At 67.3% G+C, this 13,336-nt stretch carries 14 protein-coding genes and 1 pseudogene; 5 read left to right on the top strand and 10 right to left on the bottom strand.

What is annotated here, in order from left to right; translation table 11 throughout:
• Positions 1–73 precede the first annotated feature (73 nt).
• From trmB to PSm6_RS11995, 4 genes are all read right to left on the bottom strand, one after another.
• A complete protein-coding gene (gene trmB, locus PSm6_RS12010; RefSeq protein ID WP_021218346.1) occupies positions 74–790 on the bottom strand; it encodes a tRNA (guanosine(46)-N7)-methyltransferase TrmB in 717 nt (238 codons plus the stop codon).
• Between the two features lie 8 nt (positions 791–798).
• Complete coding sequence (locus PSm6_RS12005) at positions 799–1,593, bottom strand: thiazole synthase (RefSeq protein WP_043240872.1); 795 nt, start codon at positions 1,591–1,593, stop codon at positions 799–801.
• A gap of 20 nt (positions 1,594–1,613) precedes the next feature.
• On the bottom strand, positions 1,614–1,814 hold the full coding sequence (gene thiS, locus PSm6_RS12000) for a sulfur carrier protein ThiS (RefSeq protein WP_043240875.1): 201 nt from the start codon (positions 1,812–1,814) through the stop codon (positions 1,614–1,616).
• A 114-nt stretch (positions 1,815–1,928) separates the two neighbouring features.
• The gene (locus PSm6_RS11995; protein ID WP_043240878.1) at positions 1,929–2,306 is read right to left on the bottom strand and encodes a DUF423 domain-containing protein; all 378 of its coding nucleotides are present in this window, start codon (positions 2,304–2,306) and stop codon (positions 1,929–1,931) included.
• Between the two features lie 69 nt (positions 2,307–2,375).
• Here PSm6_RS11995 and mtgA point away from each other — a divergent pair, with 69 nt between their 5' ends.
• Entirely contained in the window at positions 2,376–3,086 is a 711-nt protein-coding gene (mtgA, locus tag PSm6_RS11990) for a monofunctional biosynthetic peptidoglycan transglycosylase (RefSeq protein WP_043240881.1), read from the top strand.
• Position 3,087: 1 nt separating this feature from the next.
• On the opposite strand, the gene PSm6_RS11985 is transcribed toward mtgA, so the two are convergent.
• From PSm6_RS11985 to ftsY, 5 genes are all read right to left on the bottom strand, one after another.
• Complete coding sequence (locus PSm6_RS11985) at positions 3,088–3,693, bottom strand: hypothetical protein (RefSeq protein ID WP_052351260.1); 606 nt, start codon at positions 3,691–3,693, stop codon at positions 3,088–3,090.
• Between the two features lie 58 nt (positions 3,694–3,751).
• A complete protein-coding gene (gene rpoH / locus PSm6_RS11980) occupies positions 3,752–4,606 on the bottom strand; it encodes an RNA polymerase sigma factor RpoH (RefSeq protein WP_021218340.1) in 855 nt (284 codons plus the stop codon).
• A gap of 114 nt (positions 4,607–4,720) precedes the next feature.
• Positions 4,721–5,740, bottom strand: coding sequence for a permease-like cell division protein FtsX (gene ftsX / locus PSm6_RS11975; protein ID WP_021218339.1), 1,020 nt, complete (start codon positions 5,738–5,740; stop codon positions 4,721–4,723).
• Positions 5,740–6,408 (bottom strand): cell division ATP-binding protein FtsE, encoded by a 669-nt coding sequence (ftsE, locus tag PSm6_RS11970; RefSeq protein WP_021218338.1) that lies wholly within the window; start codon positions 6,406–6,408, stop codon positions 5,740–5,742. Before ftsE ends, ftsX begins: the two co-directional genes overlap by 1 nt.
• Positions 6,405–7,868 (bottom strand): signal recognition particle-docking protein FtsY, encoded by a 1,464-nt coding sequence (gene ftsY, locus PSm6_RS11965; RefSeq protein WP_265170278.1) that lies wholly within the window; start codon positions 7,866–7,868, stop codon positions 6,405–6,407. Before ftsY ends, ftsE begins: the two co-directional genes overlap by 4 nt.
• A gap of 68 nt (positions 7,869–7,936) precedes the next feature.
• Here ftsY and PSm6_RS11960 point away from each other — a divergent pair.
• The 4 genes and pseudogenes from PSm6_RS11960 to PSm6_RS11945 all read left to right on the top strand — a co-directional run bounded on the left by PSm6_RS11960 (position 7,937) and on the right by PSm6_RS11945 (position 12,418).
• Positions 7,937–9,365 (top strand): annotated as a pseudogene (locus PSm6_RS11960) (M16 family metallopeptidase).
• A complete protein-coding gene (locus PSm6_RS11955) occupies positions 9,358–10,839 on the top strand; it encodes a M16 family metallopeptidase (RefSeq protein WP_021218335.1) in 1,482 nt (493 codons plus the stop codon). Before PSm6_RS11960 ends, PSm6_RS11955 begins: the two are co-directional and overlap by 8 nt.
• Complete coding sequence (gene rsmD, locus PSm6_RS11950) at positions 10,839–11,438, top strand: 16S rRNA (guanine(966)-N(2))-methyltransferase RsmD (RefSeq protein WP_265170277.1); 600 nt, start codon at positions 10,839–10,841, stop codon at positions 11,436–11,438. Before PSm6_RS11955 ends, rsmD begins: the two co-directional genes overlap by 1 nt.
• On the top strand, positions 11,435–12,418 hold the full coding sequence (locus PSm6_RS11945) for a hydrolase (protein WP_265170275.1): 984 nt from the start codon (positions 11,435–11,437) through the stop codon (positions 12,416–12,418). The genes rsmD and PSm6_RS11945 overlap by 4 nt, the downstream gene beginning before the upstream one ends.
• Here PSm6_RS11945 and PSm6_RS11940 read toward each other — a convergent pair.
• Entirely contained in the window at positions 12,415–13,080 is a 666-nt protein-coding gene (locus tag PSm6_RS11940; RefSeq protein ID WP_265170274.1) for a TetR/AcrR family transcriptional regulator, read from the bottom strand. The genes PSm6_RS11945 and PSm6_RS11940 overlap by 4 nt on opposite strands.
• Positions 13,081–13,336: the final 256 nt, after the last annotated feature.

The following is a 13,336-nucleotide window of genomic DNA, read 5'->3' as shown; positions in this document are numbered from 1 at the left end:
CCTGGCGCCGGGTGGTCCCGGTCTAGGGTTGTGCTCGTCCGTGGCATTCGCGGCCGGGGCCGCGAAGGGTGGATCAGTCGACGCGTTGGAACTTCAGGTCCCACACGCCATGGCCGAGACGCTCGCCACGACGTTCGAACTTGGTGATCGGGCGCTCTTCAGGGCGTGGCACGTAACGCCCATCCTCCGCCAGATTGCGGTAGCCGGGGGCGACGTTCATCACCTCCAGCATGTGTTCAGCATAGTGCTCCCAATCGGTGGCCATGTGCAGCACGCCACCGATACGCAGCTTGCTGCGCACCAGCTCGGCGAAGGCCGGCTGGACGATACGGCGCTTGTGGTGACGCGACTTGTGCCAGGGGTCCGGGAAGAACAGCAGCACGCGTTCGAGGCTGGCATCGGCCACGCAGTCGCGCAGCACTTCCAGGGCGTCGCAGCTGTAGACGCGGATGTTGCTCAGGTTCTGGGTCATCGCGCCGTTGAGCAGCGCGCCGACGCCGGGGCGATGCACCTCGACGCCGATGAAGTCCTGCTCCGGCGCGGCGGCGGCCATCTCCAGGGTGGCGTGGCCCATGCCGAAGCCGATCTCGAAGGTGCGCGGCGCAGTGCGGCCGAACAGGGCATCGAAATCACGGAGGCCGTCGGCCAGCTCGAGGCCGAACTTCGGCCAGCCCTGGTCGAGGCCGCGTTGCTGGCCTTCGGTCATGCGCCCGGCGCGCATCACGAAACTCTTGATGGTGCGGTGACGCACTTCGCCGGCTTCTGCCGGCGAGTCCTGCTGTTCAGTCATGGTTTATCTCAGCGGATCAGACCATCCAGCGGCGACGAGGCGCTGGCGTAGAGCTTGCGCGGCATGCGCCCTGCCAGGTAGGCGAGGCGGCCGGCGACGATAGCGTGCTTCATCGCCTCGCCCATCATCACCGGGTCCTGGGCATGGGCGATGGCGGTGTTCATCAACACGGCCTCGCAACCCAGTTCCATGGCGATGGTGGCATCGGAGGCGGTGCCCACACCGGCATCCACCAGCACGGGAACCTTGGCTTCCTCGAGGATGATGCGCAGGTTGTAGGGGTTGCAGATGCCCAGGCCCGAACCGATCAGGCCGGCCAGGGGCATCACCGCGATGCAGCCGATTTCGGCCAACTGGCGGGCGATGATGGGGTCATCGCTGGTGTAGACCATCACGTCGAAGCCTTCCTTGACCAGCACTTCGGCGGCCTTGAGGGTTTCGATCACGTTGGGGAAGAGGGTCTTCTGGTCCGCCAGTACTTCCAGCTTCACCAGGTTGTGGCCGTCGAGCAGCTCACGGGCCAGGCGGCAGGTGCGCACGGCTTCCACAGCGTCATAGCAGCCGGCGGTGTTCGGCAGGATGGTGTAGCGGCTCGGCGGGATCACGTCGAGCAGGTTGGGCTCGCCGGGGTTCTGGCCGATGTTGGTGCGGCGCACCGCCACGGTGACGATCTCGGCGCCCGAGGCTTCGATGGCGCGGCGGGTCTCGTCGAGGTCCTTGTACTTGCCGGTGCCGACCAGCAGGCGCGACTCATAGGTACGACCCGCCAGGGTGAAAGGCTTGTCGATCGGCGTTTGGCTCATGAGGACTCCTAGCGGGCGGCCTAGCCGCCACCGATGGCGTGTACCACTTCGACCTGGTCGCCTTCGCTGAGCGCGGTGGCGGCATGCTGGCTGCGCGGCACGATATCGAGGTTGAGTTCGACCGCGACGCGGCGGCCAGTCAGGTCCAGGCGCACGATCAGGTCCGCGACGGTCTGGCCGTCGGGCAGCTCGAAGGGTTCGCCGTTCAACTGAATGTGCATGACGATGCGGTCACAACTTGAGGGGTCGGCATTCTAGCCCGATCCATGCCGATGACCAAGGCTGAATGGCGCCATTCGTCCTCATTTTTGACGCCAGGGTCAGACTTGGGACGATCAGCGTGCCGACAGTTGCCAAGCCGCCAGACCCAGGCACAGCCAGCCACCGAGGAAGGCCACGCCGCCGAAGGGCGTGATGATGCCGAGCTTGCTGACACCGGTGAGGGTGAGCACGTAGAGGCTGCCGGAGAACAGCAGGATGCCGAGGGCGAACAGCCCGCCGGCGGCGTTGACCAGGCGCCCCGGCAGGTGCAGGGACAGCAGCCCGACGCCGAACAGCGCAAGGGCATGGATCAGCTGGTAATGGGTGCCGGTCTGGAATACCGCCAGGTGCTCGGGGCTGAGGCGGGCCTTGAGGCCATGGGCGGCGAAAGCGCCGAGGGTGACGCCAGTGAACCCGGCGAAGGCGGAAAACAGCAGGAACAAGCGGGCCATCGAAGACTCCAGACAAGTAGGAAGCGGCCGCTATAATGGCGCGCAAACCAGTCCCCGGCCAGCCCACGCATGTTCCGATCCCTCAGCCGTCGCCTATTCAAACTGCTGCTCTGGTTCGCCGCCGGCTCGGTGCTGCTGGTGCTGGTTTTCCGCTGGGTGCCGCCACCGGGAACCATGCTGATGGTGGAGCGCAAGATCGAGTCCTGGGTCGACGGCGAGCCCATCGACCTGCAGCGCACCTGGCGCCCCTGGAAGGAACTGCCGGACGACCTGAAGATCGCGGTGATCGCCGCCGAGGACCAGAAGTTCGCCGAGCACTGGGGCTTCGACGTCCCGGCCATCCGCGCCGCCCTGGCCCATAACGAGCGCGGCGGCTCGCTGCGCGGCGCCAGCACCCTGAGCCAGCAGGTGGCCAAGAACGTCTTCCTCTGGTCCGGCCGCAGCTGGCTGCGCAAGGGCCTGGAAGCCTGGTTCACCGGGCTGATCGAACTGCTCTGGTCGAAGCAGCGGATTCTCGAGGTCTATCTCAACAGCGCGGAATGGGGCAACGGCGTGTTCGGCGCCGAAGCCGCGGCCAAGCACCACTTCGGCATCGCCGCACCCTACCTGTCACGCCAGCAGTCGAGCCTGCTGGCCGCCGTGCTGCCCAACCCCCGCGAATGGAATGCCGGGCGCCCGGGGGGCTATGTCGCCCGCCGTGCCGGCTGGATCCGCCGGCAGATGGCCCAGCTGGGCGGCACTCACTACCTGGAGCAGCTCAAGCCGGCCACGCCGATCTGAGTCAGTGTTTCATCGTGCTGCGGGGCACCACGCGGACCAGATGCAGCTGTTCGTCCAGCACATGGGCGGTCAGCCCCTCGGTCGGATAGACCCAGGCTTCCCCCTCCCCCAACTGCAGGCGCAGGCGCGGCTGGCCGATGCTGGCGGCGAGGCGCTCCGCCGCCGGAGGCTGCTGCGGGCGCAACTCAAGGGCGGCGATGCGATGGCCGGCCAGCTGCTCCAGCAGCTTCGGGCTCAGGGGCTGTTCGCCCTGGTTGCCGCCATCGCCCAGCGCCTTGAGCAGGCTTTCCCGCTCGCCCTCATCCAGCGCCAGCTCGGCTTCCAGGTTGCATGCATCGGCACCCGCCCCCGTGCTGCGGAACAGCAAGCGCGGTCCGGCACTGGCCGACTGCAGCCACAGTTCACCCGGAGCCTGGCCGTTCAGGGCGTCCAGGGTCAGGTTGCCCTCGGCCATGGGCTCCAGCAGCGGTTGCTGCCAGGCCGCGACCCAGCCCAGGGGCTCCGCCGGGCCGGTGCTGCGCTGCAACCACAGCGCCAGGGAGAAGAACAGCAGCGCCACGGCGGTGAACAGCAGCCAGTGTTTCGGGCGGAAGGCGGGCATCGGCATGGTTTGCTCCGGGCAGAAAAAAGCCGCCCGTAGGGGCGGCTTCGGATGGGTCGCTGGCTTACGCCTGGATGAAGCCCTTGAGCTTGTTCATCGCATTCTTCTCCAGCTGGCGGATACGCTCGGCGGAGACGTTGTACTTGGCGGCCAGGTCATGCAGCGTCGCCTTGTCCTCAGCCAGCCAACGCTGCTGGAGGATGTCACGGCTGCGCTCGTCCAGGCCTTCCAACGCTTCGTGCAGGCTGGCGGTGGAGCTGTCGCTCCAGTCCGCTTCCTCCAGCTGGCGAGCCGGGTCGTAGCGATGGTCTTCCAGGTAATGGGCCGGCGACTGGTAGGCCGCGTCGTCGTCGGCATCCGCCGCCGGGTCGAACGCCATGTCATGACCGGTCAGCCTGCTTTCCATCTCCCGCACTTCACGCGGTTCCACACCCAGGCTCTCGGCCACGGCATGGACTTCGTCATTGTTCAGCCAGGCCAGACGCTTCTTCTGGCTGCGCAGGTTGAAGAACAGCTTGCGCTGCGCCTTGGTGGTGGCGACCTTGACGATGCGCCAGTTGCGCAGGATGAACTCGTGGATCTCAGCCTTGATCCAGTGCACCGCGAAGGACACCAGACGAACGCCCATTTCCGGGTTGAAGCGTTTCACGGCCTTCATCAGGCCGACGTTGCCTTCCTGGATCAGGTCGGCCTGGGCCAGACCATAGCCGGAATAGCTCTTGGCGATATGTACAACGAAGCGCAGGTGCGCCAACACCATTTGCCGCGCCGCTTCCAGATCCTGTTGGTAGAAGAGGCGTTCGGCCAATTCGCGCTCCTGCTCGGGGGTCAGCAGCGGAATGCCGTTGACCGCATGCACGTAGGCATCCAGGTTCGCACCGGGAGCCAGGGCATAGACAGGTTGCAGGGAAGTGGTCATGCGAATCCTCCGATTCACTAAGCTCGCGCAGTTTAGCACTGGCTTTTATGACTGCAAGGGAGCGTAAAAGTTTCGTTACACCCCAATCCATGGGCAGCCTTTTACAAGGGGTTTCTAGCGCGGCGCCAATTCGCTGAGATGACGCGCCACGGCCAGCCAGGCGCCAATGTAACCCAGCAGCACGGCCCCCAGAAGCAGGGATAGACCATCGGCCAGGGGCACGCCGCCCAGGGCGAAGTCGCTGCCGTACAGGCCGGCCAGGCGGACCACCGCATCGTTCAGCCAGTTCAGGCCGAAGGCCAGCACCAGCCAGGACAGCAGCCCGGCGCCGATGCCATAGAGCGCGCCCATATAAAGGAAGGGGCGCCGCACGTAGGCATCGGTTCCACCGACCAGCTTGATGACTTCGATCTCGGTGCGGCGGTTCTCGATGTGCAGGCGGATGGTGTTGCCAATCACCAGCAGCAGCGCCGACACCAGCAGCAAAGTCAGGCCGAAGACGAAACGCTCGCCCAGCTTGAGGATCGCCGACAGGCGCTCCACCCAGACCAGGTCGAGCTGGGCCTGCTGCACCTTGGGCAGCTCGGCCAGGCGCAGGCGCAGGGCTTCGAGGGTGGTCTTGTCGACTTCCTTGGGCGTCACCAGGATCACCCCGGGCAGCGGGTTCTCCGGCAACTCCTTGAGCGCCTGGCCCAGTCCGGACTGCTGCTGGAACTCGTCCAGCGCCTGTTCACGGCTGATCCACTCGACCTCGGCGACATCCGCCATGCCGGTGATTTCCTCGCGCAGCCTCTGGCCGTCGGCTTCGCCGGCGTCCATCTGCAGGAACAGCGAGATCTGTGCGGCGCGCTGCCAGGAGCCACCCAGGCGCTCGACATTGTTGAGCAGCAAAGACAGGCCCATGGGCAGGCTCAGGGCGATGGCCATCACCAGGCTGGTAAAGAAACTGCCGATGGGCTGGCGGCCCAGGCGGCGAAGGCTGTCCACCAGGCTGGCGCGGTGCGCTTCCAGCCAGGCGTGCAGCAGGGCACTGAAGTCCGGGCCTTCCTCGCCGTCTTTCTGCGGTTCGGTCGGTTTGGCGGTGGCGCCCACGCGCTCGGCGGGTTTGGGCGGCGGCATGCGGGTGGCACTCATCAGCCGGCCTCCCCGTCGCCGATCAGGCGGCCACGTTGCAGGGTGAGCATGCGGTGGCGCATGCGCGCGATCAGTGCCAGGTCGTGGCTGGCGATCAGAACCGTGGTGCCCAAGCGGTTGATGTCCTCGAAGACGCCCATGATCTCGGCCGCCAGGCGCGGGTCGAGGTTGCCGGTGGGTTCGTCCGCCAGCAGCAGGGCAGGGCGATGCACCACCGCGCGGGCGATGCCGACGCGTTGCTGCTGGCCGGTGGAAAGGTCGGCCGGGTACAACTCGGCCTTGTCGGCCAGGGACACCCGCTCCAGCGCCACGCCGACGCGCTTGGCGATCTCGGGCTTGGCCAGGCCGAGGATCTGCAGCGGCAGGGCGACGTTGTCGAACACGGTGCGGTCGAACAACAACTGGTGGTTCTGGAACACCACGCCGATCTGCCGGCGCAGGAAGGGGATCTGCGAAGTGGTGATCTGCGACAGGTCCTGGCCGGCCAGTAGCAGCTTGCCGGTGGTCGGGCGTTCCATGGCCAGCAGCAGGCGCAGCAGGGTGCTCTTGCCGGCGCCGGAGTGGCCGGTGACGAAGAGGAACTCGCCGCGACGCACGCGGAAGCTCAGTTCATGCAGGCCGACGTGGCCATTGGGATAGCGCTTGCCCACCTGCTCGAAACGGATCATGCGCGCTCCCGCTCCGCGAACAGCGCACGCACGAAGGACTCGGCTTCGAAGTCGCGCAGGTCGTCGATGCCCTCGCCAACGCCGATATAGCGGATCGGCAAGGCGAACTGCTTGGCCAGGGCGAAGATCACCCCGCCCTTGGCGGTGCCGTCGAGCTTGGTCAGCGCCAGGCCGGAGAGGTTGACCGCCTGGTGGAACTGCTTGGCCTGGTTGATGGCGTTCTGGCCGGTGCCGGCGTCCAGCACCAGCAGCACCTCGTGGGGAGCGCTTTCGTCCAGCTTGCCGATCACGCGGCGCACCTTCTTCAGCTCCTCCATCAGGTTGTCCTTGGTGTGCAGGCGGCCGGCGGTGTCGGCGATCAGCACGTCGATGCCACGGGCCTTGGCGGCCTGCACGGCATCGAAGATCACGGAGGCGGAATCGGCACCGGTGTGCTGGGCGATCACGGAGATATTGTTGCGCTCACCCCAGACCTGCAGCTGCTCCACGGCAGCGGCACGGAAGGTGTCGCCCGCAGCGAGCATGACCTTCTTGCCCTCCAGCTGCAGCTTCTTGGCCAGCTTGCCGATGGTGGTGGTCTTGCCGACGCCGTTCACGCCGACCACGAGGATCACGTAGGGGCGCTTCTCGGCCTCGATGCGCAGGGGCTGCTCCACCGGTTTGAGCAGCGCGGCGAGTTCATCCTGCAGGGCCTTGTACAGGGCATCGCTGTCGGCCAGCTGCTTGCGCGCGACCTTCTGGGTCAGACTCTGGACGATGGCGGTGGTGGCCTCGACGCCGACGTCGGCGGTCAGCAGACGGGTCTCGATCTCATCCAGCAGGTCGTCATCGATGGCCTTGCGCCCGAGGAACAGGCTGGCCATGCCTTCGCCCAGGCTGGCGCTGGTCTTCGACAGGCCCTGCTTGAGGCGGGCGAAGAAGCCCGCCTTGGCGGCCTCGGTCACCGGCTGCGGCTGGGCCGGCGCGGCGACGGGGGCTTCGACTACGGGCTCAGGAATGAGCTCAGGAGTGGGTTCGGCAACCGCAGCAGGAACAGGCACTTCGACCACCGGTGCCGGAGCGGGCGCTTCGACGATGGGTGCGGGTACGCTGGCGACCGCCTCGACCGGCGCCGCAGGTGCAGGTGCAGGTGCAGGTGCAGGTGCAGGTGCAGGTGCAGGTGCAGGTGCAGCAGGCTCGGCGAGAGCCGGCGCCACGTCAACCGGCGCTTGCGGCGCAGCGGGTGTCGGCTGGGGCTGCGGCTCTGACGCTGGGGCAGCGACCGGTGCGACCTCGGCAACGGGCTCGACCACCGGTGCAGGCGCAACCGGCTGCGCTTCGGCAGCGGGCAGCTCGGGCTGGGTGGGTTCTGCGGGCGGCACGGGGGCCGCTTCCTGCGGTTTCTTGCGCAGCCAGCCGAACAGGGATTTTTTCTCAGCGGCCTCGGCCGGCGTCTTCTTGTCGTCGTTGGAACCAAACATGGGTAGCTTGTATCTCAAGGAGCGGCCGCTCTGGGCCTGGCCCGGTAGCGTCGCCGTGCCGGAAAGGGATGGAGTATCCTAGCACCTCTTCGCCCGCAGGCGGTACGTCCGCCGGGGCCGTCCGAAAGGTCAAAATCATCGATGAAAGCGATTGCCCGCCACGCCGCCGGCCTGCTGTTCGGCGCCCTTTGTCTGCCGATGGCTGTCCATGCCGCAGAAGCTCAACCCACCCATGAATACACCCTCGAAAACGGCCTGAAAATTGTCGTCAGAGAAGACCACAGAGCCCCGGTGGTAGTTTCCCAGCTTTGGTACAAGGTCGGCTCCAGCTACGAGACGCCCGGCCAGACCGGCCTCTCCCACGCCCTCGAACACATGATGTTCAAGGGCAGCCGCAAGCTCGGCCCGGGCGAGGCTTCCCTGGTGCTGCGCGACCTCGGCGCCGAGGAAAACGCCTTCACCAGCGACGACTACACCGCCTATTACCAGGTCCTGGCCCGTGACCGCCTGAACGTCGCCTTCGAACTGGAAGCCGACCGCATGGCCAGCCTGCGCCTGCCGCCGGAAGAGTTCGAGCGCGAGATCGAGGTGATCAAGGAAGAGCGCCGCCTGCGCACCGACGACCGCCCCACCGCCAAGGCCTTCGAACGCTTCAAGGCCATGGCCTATCCCGCCAGCGGCTACCACACCCCCACCATCGGCTGGATGGCCGACCTGGACCGCATGAAGGTCGAGGAGCTGCGCCACTGGTACGAATCCTGGTACGTGCCCAACAACGCCACCCTGGTGGTGGTCGGCGACGTCAAGGGCGAAGAGGTCAAGGCCCTGGCCCAGCGCTGGTTCGGTGGCATCCCCAGCCGCGCCGTGCCGCCCTCCAAGAAGCCCCTGGAGCTGGCCGCCCCGGGCGAGCGCCGCATCGTCCTGCACGTGAAGACCCAACTGCCGAGCCTGATCATGGGCTTCAACGTTCCCGGTCTCGCCACCGCCAAGGAGCCGCGCCAGGTGCATGCCCTGCGCCTGATCTCCGCGCTGCTCGACGGCGGCTACAGCGCTCGCCTGCCCAGCCGCCTGGAGCGTGGCGAGGAGCTGGTAAGCGGCGCCTCCGCCAACTACGACGGCTACCCGCGCGGCGACAGCCTGTTCATGCTCAGTGCCATGCCCAACGTGCAGAAGGGCAAGACCCTGGAGCAGACCGAAGCAGGCCTGTGGAAGGAGCTGGACGACCTGAAGAACAACCCGCCAAGCGACGAGGAGCTCAAGCGCGTACGGGCCCAGGTGATCGCCGGGCTGGTTTACGAGCGCGACTCCATCACCAGCCAGGCCACCACCATCGGCCAGCTGGAAACCGTCGGCCTGTCCTGGAAACTGATCGACCAGGACCTCGCCGCCCTGGAAGCCGTCACCCCGGCCGACATCCAGGCCGCCGCCAAGACCTTCTTCACCCGCGACCGCCTCAGCGTCGCCCACGTCCTGCCCGAGGAGGCTAGCCATGAGTGAGCGCAACGGCCTGCGATACGGCCTGCTCGGCCTGGCCCTGATCGCCCTGCTGGGCGTCCTGCTGTTCATCGTCGTCGACCGCACCCCGCCGGCCCTGGCCGCCGAGGCCGATGAGCCGCCGAAGCTCGAATCCATCACCGAGCTGGACGGCAAGGCCCCGGCCCGCCGTGACCTGGACATCCAGACCTGGGAAACCGCCGAAGGCGCCAAGGTGCTCTTCGTCGCAGCCCCCGAGCTGCCGATGTTCGACCTGCGCCTGACCTTCGCCGCCGGCAGCAGCCAGGACGGCGACACCCCCGGCCTCGCCACCCTGACCAACGCCATGCTCAACGAAGGCGTGAAGGGCAAGGACGTCACCGCCATCGCCGAGGGCTTCGAAGGCCTCGGCGCCGACTTCAGCAATGGTGCCTACCGCGACATGGCTGTGGCCGGCCTGCGCAGCCTGACCGACCCGAAACTGCGTGACCCGGCCCTGGAGCTGTTCACCCAGGTCATCGGCGCGCCGACCTTCCCCGAGGACTCCCTGGCGCGGATCAAGAACCAGATGCTCGCCGGCTTCGAGTACCAGAAGCAGAACCCCGGCAAGCTCGCGGGCCTGGCGCTGTTCGACAAACTCTACGGCAAGCACCCCTACGCCCACTCCAGCGAGGGTGACGAGAAGTCCATCCCCGGCATCGGCATCGCCCAGTTGCAGGCCTTCCACAAGAAGGCCTACGCCGCCGGCAACGTGGTGATCGCCCTGGTCGGCGACCTCTCCCGCGCGGACGCCGAAGCCATCGCCAAGCGTGTGTCCGAAGCCCTGCCGAAAGGCCCGAAGCTGGCCAAGGTGGCCACGCCCGAAACGCCCAAGCCGGGCACCACGCACATCGAGTTCCCCTCGGCGCAGACCCACCTGATGCTGGCCCAGCTCGGCATCGACCGTAACGAGCCCGATTACGCCGCGCTCTACCTGGGCAACCAGATCCTCGGCGGCGGCGGCTTCGGCACCCGCCTGATGGAAGAGGTGCGCGAGAAGCGCGGCCTGACCTACGGCGTCAGCTCCGGCTTCACCGCCATGCAGGTCGCCGGCCCCTTCATGATCGGCCTGCAAACCCGCGCCGAGCTGAGCGACGGCACCCTCAAGCTGGTCAAGGACATCGTCCGCGACTACCTGGCCAAGGGCCCGACGCAGAAGGAACTGGACGACGCCAAGCGCGAACTGGCCGGCAGCTTCCCGCTGTCCACCGCGAGCAACGCCGACATCGTCGGCCAACTCGGCGCCATCGGCTTCTACGGCCTGCCGCTGACCTACCTGGAAGACTTCATGAAACAGGTGCAGGGGCTGGATGTCGAACAGGTCAAGGCCGCCATGGACAAGCACCTGAACCCGGACAGCTTCGTCATCGTCACCGCCGGCCCGACCGTTCCCCAGAAGGAGCTGCCGGCACCGACCGAGAAGCGTTTCAAACCCAGCTTTGGCATCCCGGAGCACTGATGGCCGCACGTTCGCCGAAGAAAGCCCCAGCCCCCCACGGGGGCCAGGGCCAGTTGCGCATCATCGGTGGCGAGTGGCGTTCGCGCCGCTTCGCCTTCCCCGACGGCCCGGGCCTGCGCCCGACGCCGGACCGGGTGCGCGAAACCCTGTTCAACTGGCTCGCCCCCTACGTGGAGGGCGCGCGGGTGCTCGACCCCTTCACCGGCAGCGGCGCGCTGTACCTGGAGGCGTTGTCCCGTGGTGCCCAGGAAGCCCTGGCCCTGGACCTCAACCCCGACTCGGTCGCCGCCCTGCGCGCCACCCTGGACACCCTGGGCTGCGGTGCCGGCCAACTGCTGCAGGCCGACGCCTTGCGCTACCTGGCCACCCAGACGCCGCGCCCCTATGACCTGGTGTTCCTCGACCCGCCCTTCAACCTCAACCTGCTGCAGCCGGCCTGCGCGCTGCTGGAGGAGAACGGCTGGCTGGCCGCCGACGCCTGGATCTACACCGAGAGCGAGAGCGCCCCGTCCAGCCTGGGCCTGCCCGGCAACTGGCGCCTGCACCGGGAGAAGAAGGCCAGCACCGTGCACTACGCCCTGTGGCATCGCCAGGCGTGAGCGACTTCAACCCCGCCTGGTGGCTGCCGGGCCCGCACCTGCAGACCCTCTGGTCGCCCTTCTGCCGCAAGCCCCCGCAGCTGGAACGCCGGCGCGAGCGCCTGTGGCTGGAGGATGGCGACTTCCTCGACCTCGACTGGCACGGCCCCCACGACGCCGAGGCGCCGCTGGTGCTGGTGCTCCACGGCCTCACCGGCTCGTCCAGTTCGCTCTACGTGCTCGGCCTGCAGCAGCAGCTGGCCACGCGCGGCTGGTCCAGCGTGGCGATCAACTGGCGCGGCTGCTCGGGCGAGCCCAACCTGCTGCCCCGGGGCTACCACTCCGGGGCCAGCGAAGACCTCGCCGCCACCGTCGAACACCTGCGCCGCGTGCGGCCGCTGGCTCCGCTGTACGCCGTCGGCTACTCGCTGGGCGGCAACGTGCTGCTCAAGTACCTGGGTGAAAGTGGCGAAGGCTGCACCCTGAGCGGTGCCGTCGCAGTCTCGGTGCCCTTCCGCCTGGACCAGTGCGCCGACCGCATCGGCGCCGGTTTCTCGCGGGTCTACCAGCGCCACTTCATGCGCGAGATGGTCGCCTACGTGCGCGACAAGCAGCGCCTGTTCGCCCACCAGGGCCAGGCCGACCGCCTCTCGGTGCTGGAGAAGCTCGGCCCACTGGACGGCATGCGCACCTTCTGGGATTTCGACGGCCGCATCACCGCCCCCCTGCACGGCTACGCCGACGCCGACGACTACTATCGCCGCGCCTCCAGCCGCTACTTCCTGGGTGAAATCCGCGTGCCGGCGCTGCTGATCCAGGCCGCCGACGACCCCTTCGTCTTCCGCCACAGCATCCCCGAGGCCCACGAGCTGTCCGCCAGCACGCGCCTGGAGTTGCATGAGAAAGGGGGCCATGTCGGCTTCATCGGTGGTACGCCGGGCACGCCCGACTACTACCTGGAACGGCGCATCCCGCAGTGGCTGTCGGGGCTGGCCCGCTAGCCCTGCACCACCAGGTCGAGGGGCACGTAGAGCTTCTCGTAGAGCGCCGCCACCGCCTCCTGCGCCTCGGCGGCGATATAGCCCCCCTCCAGCGCCAGCACCTGGTAGATGCCACGGCGCAACATCTCTTCGTTGAGGCCACCCGGGTCGCCGCGCGTGGTGCAGAGGAAGCGCACCCAGGAGGTCATGATGATCCAGCTGTTCAGCGCCAGGGCCTCGATCTGCGCGTCGTTCATCAGCAGGATGCCGACCTCGACGAAGCCCCGGTAGATGGCCTGGGCATGCCCCAGGCAGCGCTGGGCGAAGACCCGGTAGCGCGCCGCCAGCTCGGCGTCGGACTCCAGCAGGTGCTCGAGGTCGCGGTGCAGGAAGCGGTAATGCCACATCGCCGCCAGCAGCGCCTCCAGATAGAAGGTCTTGTCCTCCACCGTCAGGGCACGGTCCTGGGGCAGGCGCAGGAAGGCGTCGACCCGTGATTCGTACTCGGCGAACAGCTCGGCGATGATCACCTGCTTGTTGCGGAAGTGGTAATAGAGGTTGCCCGGCGACATCCCCAGGTGCGCGGCGATGTGGTTGGTGGTGACGTTGCGCTCCCCCTGGGCGTTGAACAGCTCCAGGCTGGATTGCACGATTCGCTCGCGGGTCTTGATACGTGGGGCCATGCGCGGATCGGTCTCACTGCTGCCGGAAGTCGGCGAGGGTAACAAAACTACACAGAGTCCCGGAACAGACAGCACCTCTGTAGCGTTCCGCGTGCCGTTTCGCGCCCTGTTTGTGTGGTCTCCGCGCCCCGTGCCCAGGCCGTCTGGAGGTCAGCCCAACTTTTCGTTTGGTAGGCAGGCCGGCCCTGTCGCGGCATGCTATTTGACACACTAGAGCAATTACTCTAAAAATCCAGCACCGGTTCTCAACAATAAC

Origin of the sequence: Pseudomonas solani (genome assembly GCF_026072635.1) — a bacterium.
GTDB classification, from domain to species: Bacteria; Pseudomonadota; Gammaproteobacteria; order Pseudomonadales; family Pseudomonadaceae; genus Metapseudomonas; species Metapseudomonas solani.
This window is presented reverse-complemented; position numbering and strand designations above follow the sequence as displayed.

What these genes read in the sequence shown, in the direction of transcription:
- trmB (WP_021218346.1), bottom strand. Translation starts at nt 790, where the DNA reads ATGACTGAACAGCAGGACTCGCCGGCAGAAGCCGGCGAAGTGCGTCAC.
- PSm6_RS12005 (WP_043240872.1), bottom strand. Translation starts at nt 1,593, where the DNA reads ATGAGCCAAACGCCGATCGACAAGCCTTTCACCCTGGCGGGTCGTACC.
- thiS (WP_043240875.1), bottom strand. Translation starts at nt 1,814, where the DNA reads ATGCACATTCAGTTGAACGGCGAACCCTTCGAGCTGCCCGACGGCCAG.
- PSm6_RS11995 (WP_043240878.1), bottom strand. Translation starts at nt 2,306, where the DNA reads ATGGCCCGCTTGTTCCTGCTGTTTTCCGCCTTCGCCGGGTTCACTGGC.
- mtgA (WP_043240881.1), top strand. Translation starts at nt 2,376, where the DNA reads ATGTTCCGATCCCTCAGCCGTCGCCTATTCAAACTGCTGCTCTGGTTC.
- PSm6_RS11985 (WP_052351260.1), bottom strand. Translation starts at nt 3,693, where the DNA reads ATGCCGATGCCCGCCTTCCGCCCGAAACACTGGCTGCTGTTCACCGCC.
- rpoH (WP_021218340.1), bottom strand. Translation starts at nt 4,606, where the DNA reads ATGACCACTTCCCTGCAACCTGTCTATGCCCTGGCTCCCGGTGCGAAC.
- ftsX (WP_021218339.1), bottom strand. Translation starts at nt 5,740, where the DNA reads ATGAGTGCCACCCGCATGCCGCCGCCCAAACCCGCCGAGCGCGTGGGC.
- ftsE (WP_021218338.1), bottom strand. Translation starts at nt 6,408, where the DNA reads ATGATCCGTTTCGAGCAGGTGGGCAAGCGCTATCCCAATGGCCACGTC.
- ftsY (WP_265170278.1), bottom strand. Translation starts at nt 7,868, where the DNA reads ATGTTTGGTTCCAACGACGACAAGAAGACGCCGGCCGAGGCCGCTGAG.
- PSm6_RS11955 (WP_021218335.1), top strand. Translation starts at nt 9,358, where the DNA reads ATGAGTGAGCGCAACGGCCTGCGATACGGCCTGCTCGGCCTGGCCCTG.
- rsmD (WP_265170277.1), top strand. Translation starts at nt 10,839, where the DNA reads ATGGCCGCACGTTCGCCGAAGAAAGCCCCAGCCCCCCACGGGGGCCAG.
- PSm6_RS11940 (WP_265170274.1), bottom strand. Translation starts at nt 13,080, where the DNA reads ATGGCCCCACGTATCAAGACCCGCGAGCGAATCGTGCAATCCAGCCTG.